This window comes from Sphingomonas sp. Leaf5 (genome assembly GCF_001421155.1).
Classification (GTDB): Bacteria; Pseudomonadota; Alphaproteobacteria; order Sphingomonadales; family Sphingomonadaceae; genus Sphingomonas.
Window position 1 is genome coordinate 1 of record NZ_LMJZ01000005.1, and the last position, 13,009, is coordinate 13,009.

General features: G+C 64.4%; 10 protein-coding genes and 1 pseudogene. 5 read left to right on the plus strand and 6 right to left on the minus strand.

The features are described 5' to 3' along the window. Nucleotides 1-696, minus strand: a 696-nt coding sequence (locus ASE50_RS05585) for a calcium-binding protein (RefSeq protein ID WP_162236161.1), incomplete at its 3' end; no start/stop codon positions are given. Nucleotides 697-942: 246 nt separating this feature from the next. Between ASE50_RS05585 and ASE50_RS05590 the strand changes: the two are divergent. Both ASE50_RS05590 and ASE50_RS05595 read left to right on the plus strand, forming a co-directional pair. After that, nucleotides 943-1,988 (plus strand): annotated as a pseudogene (locus ASE50_RS05590) (glycosidase). A 126-nt stretch (nt 1,989-2,114) separates the two neighbouring features. Next, nucleotides 2,115-4,622: a TonB-dependent receptor gene (locus ASE50_RS05595; RefSeq protein WP_056396863.1), complete on the plus strand. Its 2,508-nt coding sequence runs from the start codon at nt 2,115-2,117 to the stop codon at nt 4,620-4,622. 103 nt (nt 4,623-4,725) lie between these two features. On the opposite strand, the gene ASE50_RS05600 is transcribed toward ASE50_RS05595, so the two are convergent. Next, entirely contained in the window at nt 4,726-5,094 is a 369-nt protein-coding gene (locus tag ASE50_RS05600; RefSeq protein ID WP_056397121.1) for a helix-turn-helix domain-containing protein, read from the minus strand. A gap of 17 nt (nt 5,095-5,111) precedes the next feature. Beyond that, nucleotides 5,112-5,348, minus strand: a complete 237-nt coding sequence (locus ASE50_RS05605; RefSeq protein ID WP_235512202.1) for a type II toxin-antitoxin system HigB family toxin — start codon at nt 5,346-5,348, stop codon at nt 5,112-5,114. 189 nt (nt 5,349-5,537) lie between these two features. Here ASE50_RS05605 and ASE50_RS05610 point away from each other — a divergent pair, with 189 nt between their 5' ends. Beyond that, complete coding sequence (locus ASE50_RS05610) at nt 5,538-6,875, plus strand: ABC1 kinase family protein (RefSeq protein ID WP_056396868.1); 1,338 nt, start codon at nt 5,538-5,540, stop codon at nt 6,873-6,875. Nucleotides 6,876-7,059: 184 nt separating this feature from the next. Here ASE50_RS05610 and ASE50_RS05615 read toward each other — a convergent pair whose 3' ends face one another. Next, a complete protein-coding gene (locus ASE50_RS05615) occupies nt 7,060-8,562 on the minus strand; it encodes a glycoside hydrolase family 30 protein (RefSeq protein ID WP_200909489.1) in 1,503 nt (500 codons plus the stop codon). Nucleotides 8,563-8,900: 338 nt separating this feature from the next. Further along, nucleotides 8,901-9,191: a hypothetical protein gene (locus ASE50_RS18510; protein WP_156347321.1), complete on the minus strand. Its 291-nt coding sequence runs from the start codon at nt 9,189-9,191 to the stop codon at nt 8,901-8,903. A gap of 171 nt (nt 9,192-9,362) precedes the next feature. Here ASE50_RS18510 and ASE50_RS05620 point away from each other — a divergent pair, with 171 nt between their 5' ends. Beyond that, on the plus strand, nt 9,363-10,760 hold the full coding sequence (locus ASE50_RS05620; RefSeq protein WP_056396874.1) for a tetratricopeptide repeat protein: 1,398 nt from the start codon (nt 9,363-9,365) through the stop codon (nt 10,758-10,760). Nucleotides 10,761-10,901: 141 nt separating this feature from the next. After that, complete coding sequence (locus ASE50_RS05625; protein ID WP_056396878.1) at nt 10,902-11,546, plus strand: helix-turn-helix transcriptional regulator; 645 nt, start codon at nt 10,902-10,904, stop codon at nt 11,544-11,546. A gap of 144 nt (nt 11,547-11,690) precedes the next feature. On the opposite strand, the gene ASE50_RS05630 is transcribed toward ASE50_RS05625, so the two are convergent. Then, nucleotides 11,691-12,857, minus strand: a complete 1,167-nt coding sequence (locus ASE50_RS05630; protein ID WP_056396881.1) for a nucleotide sugar dehydrogenase — start codon at nt 12,855-12,857, stop codon at nt 11,691-11,693. Between the last annotated feature and the right edge of the window lie 152 nt (nt 12,858-13,009).

Below are 13,009 nucleotides of genomic sequence, written 5' to 3' on the forward strand. Positions count from 1 at the left end.
CGGCGCACGATCCAGAATCGTGTCGTACAACCGCATCACCTGCGCACCCGCACTGTCCGCATCCGTTACGAACACACCATCGATAAATTGAAAATATTCCATTTCTTCGGCAACGTCGTTGCCTTCCGGGCCGTTAATCCAGATCGAAATATCGTCAATACGCACTATATTATTCGTGAAAAAACTCTCGAACATTCCAGTATCGACATCGTCACCACCGACTAGCAGATCATCCCCGATACCGCCGTACAGAAAATCATTGCCACCTTGTGCTTCAATCTCGTCATCCCCGACCCCGCCCCAAATCGTATCGTTTCCTTCGGAACCGTATAAGCGATCGTCCAGGTCAGATCCGAATAACCTCATGTCCTCGGAAAATATTCTTTCCAGGATTTCATCGTACGAACTCGTCTCGACTAACGTCACGAGATCGACAGCAGGAAAATTCAAACCGCTGATAGCGAACATTTTGGTACCGTCGCGGTATTCGACGATATCCGTGATCGTACCGGCAATGATTGCTCCGTCTGATCCGATGGCCATTCCGGCTACCAGCATTTCATCATGAAATCCGCCATCGAACCGCAATTCGATGCTGTTCGCCGTCTTCACAGCCAGGACAGGAGCCAGGTAACCGGCGAGTGCCGTCTCGTACATATCCAACGCAACGATCGGGTTCGCGATGATACTGATCATGCTGTCGCTTTCGCCCTACGCACAGGAACTACATGCACGTCCCTGGCTATTTTATTTGCAATTTTTTGTCATAACAAATGGTTACGAACGGCCGACATATGTGAAAATCAAATTTCACACTGAATCTGACTAAACCAATGAGTATCAAATCAAGGTACCCGCTCCTACCCCAACCAGGTCGCTACCTTCGGCAAAGAACCTCCCGCGCCCTGCCTCGCTTTCGAACCGACAGCGACACGAGCCTCCGTGACCCCGGCAACGACGCCCATACCCGGCAACCCACGCTCGCCGGTCGCCGGGCACCTCGGGGTCGAGACCTACGTCCTGGGCACGTTCCATCCAGCGCTGACGCGGCTGCCGAACGGCAATCTGCTGATGATGGTCTGCATTGCCGAAGCGCTGAAGAAACCGAAATTTGACGGCCGTATCCACAACATCCGCTGGTGCGACGGCGCGTATGTCCTCGACGCATGGCCGCTCGACACCAGCGATCCGCGCAAGTTCCTTCCGAACGACGGGCGGTGGCGGGTCATGGCGCTGACCTCGCTGTCGTGGCTGTTGCCGGTCGGACTGACGTCCGACGGGCTGACGGTCGTCGCGTTCCTTTACGGCCGAGCCGTGCACCACAGGGTGATTTCCAGATGTACGGCGTCGAGGATGCGCGGATCAGCAAGGTCGGCGGTCATTGGCTGATGACGACTTGTTCGGTTAGCCCGGAACGCCCTTCGACCACGCTCTACACGTCGGACAACGGCCTCGACTGGACCTTTGCCGATATCGTGCTCGACCATCAGAACAAGGACATGCTGATCGTCGAAAGACAGATCGATGGGCACTATTGGGCGCAGACCCGACCCTTGGGCGACCTCTATTTCGCCTATCCACCGGCAGCGAGTGGCACCGGGCCGCCGATCAACCTCGCCTTTTCACCCGATGCACGCCACTGGACGCCGTGCCTGCGCCCCGGCATCCGTCCGCCCGACGCGATCATCGCCACCGCGCGCATGGGCTGGGAACGCCGCCGATCCCGACCGATCGGGGCTGGCTGACGCTGTGGCACGGCGTCTATCGCACCTGTTGGTCGACCCTCGAGCCACTGACCCGAGCCGCACCATAGCCACCGACCATGCCCCGCTGCCCGAGGCGAACTCCGATCCGACCCGAGATATGGAAGGTCAGATGTACGTCCGCGATGAGGTATTGCCGATGGTGGCGACCATTATGTCGTTGCGTCGAGCGAGGCGGACCTCGCGTGCCGGATCACGCATATTCCAAAGAGCCGGTTCGCGTAGACTGCCCTCGATCGCCCCTGCGGTCTCCCCCCCCCCCAAGCAAAACTACCCCCGCCCTAAATCCCCACTCTATTGATCGGCAATACGATCCCGGCCATTCTCCCATCAATTACAGGGAGATTACGCATGGCATTGTCGTTGGCGCTGATTCTGGCGCAGGTCGCCACGCCGGTGGCACCCGAACCGGTCGCGCCCGCTACCGCCACGCCCGCACAGGCCACACCCACCCAGGCCACGCCCGAGACCGACGCACCACAGGACCCGCCGCGCGCCGATACCGGCCGCCTCGCCCCCGCACAGGGTGGCGGGGACATCGTCGTCACCGCGCGGCGCCGGGTGGAAACGGTGCAGAGCGTGCCGATCGCCATCTCGGTCATCGGCGGCACGACGCTGGCCGATACCGGGGCATACAACGTCAACCGCCTGACCCAGCTGCAACCGACGCTGCAATTCTATTCGACCAACCCGCGCAATTCGGCCGCCAATATCCGGGGCTTGGGCGCGCCCTTTGGTCTCACCAACGACGGTATCGAACAGGGCGTCGGCATCTATGTCGACGGCGTCTATTACAGCCGCATCGCATCAGCCACGTTCGACTTCACCGACACCGAACGGATCGAGGTCCTGCGCGGACCGCAGGGCACGCTCTACGGCAAGAACACCACGGCGGGCGCGATCAACATCACCACCCGCAAGCCGAGCTTCACCCCCGAAGCCCGCGTGGAACTCACCACCGGCAACTACGACTTCATCCAGGCCAAGGCATCCGCCTCCGGCCCGATCGTCGATGGCAAGCTGGCCGCGCGCCTCTCCGCCTCGGTCACCTCGCGGCGCGGCACGATCCGCAACACCGTCCTTGGCGGCTATGCCAATGCACAGGACAACCAGAGCGTGCGCGGCCAGTTGCTGTGGACGCCCGCGCCCAGTCTCGACGTGACGCTGTACGGCGATTATGGCCATCAGAACCCCGATTGCTGTGCGCAGATCTATGTCCGCACCGGCACGACGCAGCGCCCGCTGAACCGGCAATATGCCGCGCTCGCCGCCGCGTTCGGCTATGCGCCGCCCTCGACCAACGCCTTCGACCGGCTGACCGACCTCGACACGCCGCTGCGGGCGCGACAGGAGCTGGGCGGGGTCTCGCTGGTCGGCAATCTCGATCTGGGCGGGGCGACGCTGACCTCGGTCAGCGCGTGGCGTTTCTGGAACTGGGACCCGTCGAACGACCGCGATTTCACCGGCCTGCCGATCACCACCGTGTCGGCCAATCCGTCGCAGCAGCGCCAGTGGAGCCAGGAACTGCGCATCGCGTCGAACGGCAAGCGTGCCGTCGATTACGTCGCCGGCCTGTTCTATTTCCACCAGACCATCGATACGCAGGGGTTGCAGGTCCAGGGGCCGGCCGCCTCGCGCTTCCTGCTCAACCCCGGCAATGTCACCCCCGGCAGCGCCGGCTGCGCCACCGCGACGACGGCGGCGTGCAACCCGGCGGTGCTGAACGGCCTGACCGCGCGCAACACCATCGGCTTTTCGAACACCAGCGCGGCGGTGTTCGGCAAGGCGACATGGCACATCACCGACGCGCTCTCGATCGCGCCGGGCGTGCGCGTGAACTATGACAAGAAGACCGGCGATTACGTGTCGGTCGTCACCACCGGCAGCGGATCGACCACGCTGACCAACGACCAGCGCGGCGTGCTCGCCCCGCAGTCGTATCGCCCCGATTTCGACGACTGGAACGTGTCGGGCGACGTGACCCTCGCCTATGACGTGGCGCGCGACGTCCATGCCTATGCGACCTATGCCCGCAGCTATAAATCGGGCGGCATCAACCTGTCGGGCCTGCCGCTCGACGGCAGCAACAACCCGATCCTTGCCGCCGCGCAGGTAAAGCCCGAACGGGTCAATCACTACGAACTGGGGCTGAAGACCCAGTGGCTCGACCGGCGGATCACCGCCAACCTCGCCGCCTTCTGGACCGATATCGGCGATTATCAGGCGACGGTGACCAACGGCCAGCTGGGCGTACTGCGCGGCTACCTCGCCAATGCCGAAGCGGTGCGGACGCGCGGGATCGAGCTCGACACCGCCTTCCGCCCGACCGAGCGGCTGAACCTCTATGCCAACGCCGCCTATACCGATGCGAAATATGTCCGCTTCATCGACGCCCCCTGCCCGCCCGAATTGTCGGGCGGCAGCGCGCCGGCGGCGGGGCAGCAGACCAGCCCGGCGGGCACCGCTGGCGGCATCAGCCCGTCGGCCTGCGACGTATCGGGACAGCGGCTGCCCGGCATCTCGAAATGGGCGTTCAGCTATGGCGCCGAATACACCCTGCCGGCCAGGATCGGGGCCACCGACGGCAACGCCTATCTCGGCTTCGACGGCAGCTATCGCTCGCGCTTCTCGTCCAACCCGTCGCCCTCGGCCTATACCTATATCGACGGCTACAGCCTCGCGAACTTCCGCCTCGGCTACCGCGCCGATGCCGGGTGGAACGCGTTCCTGTGGCTGCGCAACGCCTTCGATCAGAATTACTACGAACTGCTCGCGACCCAGTCGGGCAATACCGGCCTGATCGTCGGCCAGCCCGGCGATCCGCGGACATACGGCGTGACGATCTCGGCGTCGTTCTGAGCGAGACCCCATGCGTACCCCCGCGCAGGCGGGGGTACGTCGATATGCGACAAAGCCGGTTATCCCTTTTGCGGCGCGATCGCGCCGCAAAGGGGATAACCCGTCACCGCTCGGTCAGCGCATAATCCTGCACCAGCAAGCCCGCAGGGACATGCCACGCTTCCGAAATCGTCCGGATCATCGGCAGCGTCAGTGCCCGACGGCGGTTCATGATCTCGCTCGCGCGCGACGGACCGATCAATGCGGCGAGTTGCGCACGGGTATAGCCGTTCATCTCCATCGCCGCCTCGATCGCCCGCACCGGGTCGAGCGGCTCGATCGGCCAGCGCCGGCGTTCATAGGTTTCGACCAGCGTCACCAGCACGTCGAGCCGGTCACCGGCTTCGGTTCCGTCCTCGGCACCCCACAACGCTTCGATCTCACGAAGCGCGTCTTCATGATCGGCATCGCTCCGGATCGGGCGAATATGCATGGTCGCATTTCCTTCCATCAAAACAGGTTCACCGTCAGGGCGTCGATCCGGTCATACTCGGCATGGGTGCCGATGAACTTCACGAACGCGATCGACCGTCGCCAATCGAACGCGACGATCATCCGGTAATTGCCGCCGGCGATTTCGAACCGCACCCGTTCCCCGTTCAGCGCCTTTGCCTTCGCGAAATCGGCGATGACGTCCAACGGGTTCTGCCATGCCGCAGCAGCGGCCACTTCATGCCAATGTTTCAACGACGCTTCCGTGGTGGGATGCCGTTCCCAGAACGCAATCAATCGATTCCGGGCGATGATCCGCATGAGGAAGCCATAACATTTCCCAATTTGGGAAACAAGCAAATTTCCCAATTTGGGAAATTTGTTGTCGATCCCCCCGTCCCCCACGCACCGGAACCCTTGCGCCACCCCACTCGCTCGGCCTCCATGACCGACGAACCCACCCGCCCCGGCCGCGCCGTTCCCTCTGGCCGTCTGTCGCGCCTGTCCGGCTTCGGGCGTCTGGCCGGCGGCATCGCCGGGGGCGTGCTGGCCGAAGGGGCGCGGCGCCTCGCCAGCGGCGAACGCCCGCGCATGGGCGACCTGATCCTCACCCCCGCCAATGCCAAGCGCATGGCCGACCGCCTGTCGCACCTGCGCGGGGCCGCCATGAAGCTCGGGCAGATGATCTCGATGGACGCGGGCGACCTGCTCCCGCCCGAACTGGCCACGATCCTCGCCCAGCTGCGCAATCAGGGTCAGCCGATGCCGCCCGCGCAGCTCGACCGGCTGCTGATCGCCGAATGGGGCCCCGACTGGCGCGGCAAGCTCGCGAAGTTCGACGCGAACCCGATCGCCGCCGCCTCGATCGGGCAGGTCCATCGCGCCGAATTGAAGGACGGCCGACGCCTCGCGATCAAGGTGCAATATCCCGGTGTCCGCGAGAGCATCGACGCCGATGTCGACAATGTCGCGACGCTGCTGCGCGTCTCCAACCTGTTGCCGCGCGGCCTCGACCTCAAACCGCTCCTCGCCGAGGCCAAGCGCCAGCTGGCCGACGAAGCCGATTATCTGCGCGAGGCCGACGCCATGCGCCGCTATGGGCAGCGGCTTGCCGGCGACCCGCGCTACGTCGTCCCCGCGCCGGTCGATGCGCTGACCACGCCGCGCATCCTGACCATGGACTATATCGACGGCACCCCGATCGAGGGGCTGGCGACCGCGCCGCAAGCCACGCGCGACGCGGCGATGACCGCGCTGATCGATCTATGCCTGCGCGAACTGTTCGACTTCGCCGAAATGCAGACCGATCCCAATTTCGCCAATTATCGCTGGCAGGCGGACGGCGGGCGCATCGTCCTGCTCGATTTCGGCGCGACGCGGGCCGTCCCGCCCGACACCGCCGATGCGTACCGCCGCCTGATCGCCGCCGGCCTGGCGCACGACCGCGACACGATCCGCGACGTGGCGGTCGAAACCGGCTTTCTGGGCGCAGCGGCGGTCGCGGCGCATCGTGGCGCGGTCGACCGGATCATCGCCGCGATCGACGACGCGATGGCCCGCCCCGGCCCCTTCGACTTCGGCGACCGCGCCTTCGTGCCGGTGGTCCGCGAGGAAGCCCGCACCCTCGCCACCGACCGCGCGACGTGGCACGTACCGCACGTCGAAACGCTGTTCGTGCAACGCAAGATCAGCGGCACCGCCCTGCTCGGCGCACGGCTGAAGGCGCGGGTCGACGTGCGGGGCATGGCGGCGAAGGCGACGGGTCTACCTGTCGACATGTAGACTGTTCGACCAGAGCGGTTTCCGATCGGCTTGGGATGCTATTTCGGAATGTCCGGAATGGAGAGGATAGTGGACTGCGTGACGATACCGACTCTCGGGAAAGGAATCGTGTTTCGGGACCAGCCATTTTCAATCCGTTATACCATTTCAATACGGCAGGTTATGCGGTTGGACAGTGGCCCACCTATTGCGAGGCTCCGGACAGAAGGATCGATCCGAAGGAATCGGCAGGCAAGACTGTCTCAACGATCGCTTTTCCTACGCCGATACGTAGCGGCATGGGTGCATTGGTCGGATTACGTGCCATGATCGCAAGACTGCCATCAAGGTTCTGGAATGCCAGTACGTCATCATAACCTGTCCAGCTGACTGCCGATACTCGTCGTGCGCCAGCACGTACCAGGCCCGCCAGGTGCTTCAGCAAATAATACTCATGATTCCATTTATAGGTCCGCGTCGACTGATCTACACTGAGCAGTGAGTTCTGTGCCCATCCCCAGCGACTGATACCGCCATTCACTAGAGCGACGTTCCAATAATTGTACCCGCTGCACCCGTTCGTCAGATAATGTTTCATAAGATTCCACGCGTAACCCGCGTAGCGCCAGTCGTTCTTTCCGTCCCCGCATTCCTGCTCGCTCATATAGAAACGTAGCGTAGGATGGTTATGGTTCAGGAACGGAATGGCACCCCGCCCGGCCCATTGGACGCCAACTCCGCGGATGACGGCTGCTGCGGCTTGGTCCTCGTAGACAGCCTCGAACAAACGATCGTCGGGACGTTCCAAAGTCCCGAAAAATACCTCTACGCCCCGCCGCTCCATCTCGCGTCCCAGATGCGGCAAGAAGCGGGCGAGACCTGCAGGTGTCCAGCAACAGCTGGGGAATGGTTGCGCGGAATTGAACTCGTTCTGTGGCATGACCATGCCGATCCGGATGCCGCGCTTGGCATATTCGTCGATGAATTTACCGAAGTAGAGAGCGTAGGCCGCGAGGTAGCGATCGTCCTGAATGAACATATCGGTGCCCTCGGCCCCACGCTGCTCGGGCCGAAGACCATTGTCTGGCCTACCGGGTCGATTGGGGATGGAAGCATAGTGCCCGTTGACTTTCATCCACGCTGGCGGGCTCCACGGTGATGCCCATAGTTTAAGATCCGGACGTACCCGCTGTGCTCGTTTGATAAACGGAACAAGCGTCGTATCGTCGTGCGCGACACTGAAATTCTTCAGTGCGAAATCATTTGGAGTTTCGTCGTAGGAATACCAATCACGCGCGAAGTCATTGGCACCGATTGGCATACGGCAAAGTGAGAACCCCATGCCGGAGTCGCCGAAAAGTTCTGCGAAGATCGCGTCTTGATCGCTTCGCGGTAGAAGGCTGATCGCATCCCAGCCCATTTCGTTGAAACAGGCGCCAAAACCCTCCATCGCCTGCAGCAACGTATCAAGCTGCAACTCGACATCACCCGGCTCGTCCGTTCGGGCGGAAATTCGGACCTGATCGGCCAAGCGCCATGGCTGCGATTGGTTAGTTACCACCCAACGGTTCATCGGAAGCGCATATGTCGGGTTGATGCGCGTGTCGGCGACGGCAGGTTTCGGCAATACGGCTGCAATGCTGCCCGCAGCAGCGCCAGCGACGAACGTCCGGCGATCAATGCCTGAGGTGCGTTCCGTACCAGACATCTTTTTACTCTGTGTCGTCAGATATTTAGGAATCGTCGCGGCCAGATGTCATCTGACCATATTTAAGAACCGGGTCAATGAACATACCGGTACGGCGAGCAGAGGCGGCGTGGGAAAATTGGACATGCTGCTGGAACGGTTTCCGATCAGGCTGGATCACCGGCACGGAGGCGATTTCGGTTCGTGGCAAGGCGGAGAAGGGCGCGATGCCGAAGCATCGTAACCGACGGGCAACGCCGCCCCGGACGACATCCTTATACCCCGCCAATCCATGCGGCGGCAGGGCCAGTTGAAGCGTGTGAATCGCTGCTACGTCAGGAAACGTCAGCCATAACGGCTCAACGTCCAGGATAGGACAGGCTGTTCCTGTACCGGTCGTCGATGTCGGCTCGCAAAGCTTCCCGATCGATATCGGGACGTGGTTTCGCCTTGAACTTGCGGTGCTCCTCGACCGGAGCCCGGTATGCAGTCGCCATCACCGTCTCCTTTCGGTCATGCTGTATCTCGTCGCCATGATGAACACCTCGACAAAAGGTCGAAACTGCCGACAGGGCGATCGCCAGGGCCTGCAGGTTCGGATCGGTCGAATTTTTCGAAAAGGCTTTTCCTACACGCCCGATCCGCGTCATGCTCGCCCGGCCTGCCGGTCCGCCCGCCCCCGCACCGGCCACCCGCACACCCTGCGTTACGTGGCACCTTCGCAACCTTCGCCCGCCCAACCGCTTGCTGGACGGTCCATGGCGTACCCGGTATCGAGTAGGGATACGCCGGACGACGGACAAACCGGGGGGGGGGGCGATATGACGGGGCAGGTCGGGGAACCGGCGCGACGGATCGAGGGGTGGAAGTCGATCGCCGCCTATCTCGGCCGCGACCGCTCGACCGCGATCCGCTGGGCACGCGAACGCGCCTTGCCGGTCCATGCCCTGCCCGGTGGCCGCGCCCGCAGCGTCTATGCGCTGGCCCATGAACTCGACGCCTGGATTTCGGGACAGGAGGCGCTGCCGCCCGACCCGGTGCCCGGTGCCGTCGCGGACCCTCCCTCCAAACCGCCCCGCACCCCGCCACCGATCCCCGCCATTGACCCGCTGGCGCTGCCCCGCCCGGCCCCGCCGCGCCGCTGGCCGATCGTGCTGGGCGCGCTGGCGCTGCTGGGGGTGAGCGTCGCCGGGATCGGGTGGATCGGCCCCTCGCCCGACCGGCTCGACGCGCCGACCCATGCGCGCTTCGTCGCCGCCCGCGACGACGTGGCGATGCGCAGCGCCGCGCGCCTGCACGCCGCCACCGCCACGCTGACCCGCCTCGCCCACGACCATCCTCGCAATGTCGAGGTGCAGGAGGCGCTGGCCGAGGCGTGGGTGCTGACCCGCGAATTCGGATCGGCCTCCGACACGCTCTGCATCGGCCGGGCCCGCGCGGCGGCGGCGGCGGCCCGCGCCATCGATCCGCACTCGGCGGTCGCCGACCGGGTCGACGGGGTCATCGCCTATTGGTGGGACGGCAAGCCGCAACTGGCCGGCAAACTGTTCCGCCGTGCGATCGCCCATGCCCCGGGCGATCCGCTGGCGCATCTATGGTATGCCAATATCCTTGCCGACAATGGCGAAGACGCCGCCGCCCAGCGCGCGTTCGACGCCGCGCGGACGCTGGCGCCGGGCGCGCCATGGCTGCTCGCCGATTATGGCTGGGGCCTGTGGTCGGCGGGGCGGACGGAGCAGGCGCAGGCGCTGCTCACCACCGTCGCCACCCAGTATCCGACGCTGGCCAGCGTCCACGACGCGCTGAGCGTCACCGCGCTCGCCGCGGGTGATCTCGCCGGCTATGCCCACCACCTGGCCATCCGTGCCCAGGTGCGCGGCGAACCCGAACTCATCGCCTATAGCGCCGCGCTCCGGCGCACGATCGACAGCGACCGGCGCGCCGGCATCGGCCCCGGCGCGACCTATGCGGTGATCCTCAGCCGTGCGGTGTCGATCACCCAGAATGACGACCTGCCCGACCATAGCTGGCCGGCCTTCGTCGCCGCGGTCGCGGGCGACCGGGCGGCGCTGGTCGCGATCCTCGACGATGCGCGGGCGCGTGGCGAACGATGGGGATCGGCCGGATTCGTCCGCCGCATCCGCGCGCATTTTGCCGGCGACGCGCGGATCGATGCCGCGCTGCGGGCACTGGCACAGCCACGGATCGACACCGCCTGACCGGTCGATCCACCTGATTCCCCACCGATTTCGCGGTATCACCACCCGATGCGACGCTTTGCGACATCTTGCCACCGGACGATTCCGGTGCGGCGGGCCTAGCATCGAACCGTTCGGTAACGACCGGTTCAGGGGAGCGATATGGCGGGGGTACGCACGGTCGTTTCGACCGAATGGGGGAAGGTCGCGGACCATGGATCGGGGGATCCTGGCCGCGACCTGTATTGGCAGGGCCGCGTCGATCAGGCGGACGAAGCCGCCGCACTGATCGACGCGGGCGGTCGCATCCTCCGCACGACGGCGGCCTGCGACGCGCTGCTGGTCACCGGTGGCGACGGCGTGGCGCGCTGGACGCTGCTGCCGTGCGAACAGGCGCGGGTCGACACCGTGCTTGCCCGTGCCACCGCGCGGATCGCGCCGGAGGCGGCGGCGTTACGCTATCACGCCGCCCCCGATCGCGCGCCGCTGATCCTGATCGCGCGGCCGGTGCCATGGGCGATGCGGCTGCTGCACGCCACGCCCGGCGCGGCGGTGGTGACGCTGATCGACCCGGCCGAGCGTCCTGCGCCGGCACCCCAGCTGTGGCGCGAGGCGTTCGACCTGACCCCCAGCGAGGTCGCGCTCGCCGCGCTGCTGATGGCGGGCCATTCGCTGGAATCGGCGGCGGCGGCGCGCGACTGTCGCCAGACGACGCTGCGCGTCCATCTGCGCCACATCTTCGCCAAGACCGGCGTATCGCGGCAGGCCGATCTGATCAGCCTGCTGGCACGGATCGGGCGGGGATAGGGGCGATATTCGATCCACCAGCGTGGATGCGGCACCGGCCCGCTCCCCCACCCGGCCACCCATTCAGAATATGCTGTGGGTGGCCGGGTGGGGGAGCGGGCCGGTGCCGCTTTGATCCAGCTTCGCTGGATCAGATCAACGATCTCAGTCCGAACCGAAGATGTCGCGCGTGAACAGCTTGTTGCCGATATCGGCCAGTTCGGGCGCGGCGCGGTTGGCGATCACCACGTCGCACTCCGCCTTGAACGCGTCGATGTCCTTCACGACCTTCGATCCGAAGAAATTGTCCTCGTCGAGGCTCGGTTCGTACACGACGACCTCGATCCCCTTCGCCTTCACCCGCTTCATGATCCCCTGGATCGACGACTGGCGGAAATTGTCCGATCCGGCCTTCATCGTCAGGCGGTACACGCCGACCTTTTTCGGGCGGCGGGCGATGATCTGATCGGCGAGGAAATCCTTGCGGGTGCGGTTCGCATCGACGATCGCGCGGATCAGGTTCTGCGGCACTTCCGAATAGTTGGCGAGCAGCTGCTTGGTATCCTTGGGCAGGCAATAGCCGCCGTACCCGAAGCTCGGATTGTTGTAGTGCATGCCGACCCGCGGATCGAGGCCGACGCCCTCGATGATCTGCTTGGTGTCCATGCCGCCGGCGATCGCATAGCTGTCGAGTTCGTTGAAGAAGGCGACGCGCATCGCGAGATAGGTGTTGGCGAACAGCTTGATCGCCTCCGCCTCGCGGCTGTCGGTGAACAGCACGGCCACGTCCTTCTTCTCCGCACCCTGCAGCAGCAGGTCGGCAAAGATCTTCGCGCGTTCCGACCGTTCGCCGACGATGATCCGCGACGGGTGGAGATTGTCGTACAGCGCGCGGCCTTCGCGCAGGAATTCGGGGCTGAACACCACGTTCGGGGCGTTCAGCCGCTGGCGGACTTCATCGACGAAGCCGACCGGGATGGTCGATTTGACGATGATCGTCGCCTGCGGCGCGGCGGCCGCCGCCTTGCTAATGACCGCCTCGACCGAGCTGGTGTTGAACTTGTCGGTTTCGACGTCGTAATTGGTCGGGGTGGCGACGATGACATAGTCGGCACCGTCCAGCGCCTGCGCGGCATCGGTGGTCGCGGTCAGGTCGAGCGTGCGTTCGGCGAGGAAGCGTTCCAGCTCGGCATCGCCGATCGGCGACTTGCGGTCGTTGACCAGCGCGACGCGGTCCTCCGAAATGTCGACGGCGACGACATTGTTATGCTGTGCCAGCAGCACCGCGTTCGACATGCCGACATAGCCAAGTCCGAAAACCGCGATCTTCATGTTCGTAGCACCCTTTGCCCGCCCGGCGCATCGCCGCATGAGGAAACCGCCTAGCCCCGGAACGGGCACGCAACAACCCCCCTGAACGCGGGGTCACGGACGGCGAAGCGCTTCGATCCGGGGCAAATTCCGGTTTTCCGGATCAAAAAATG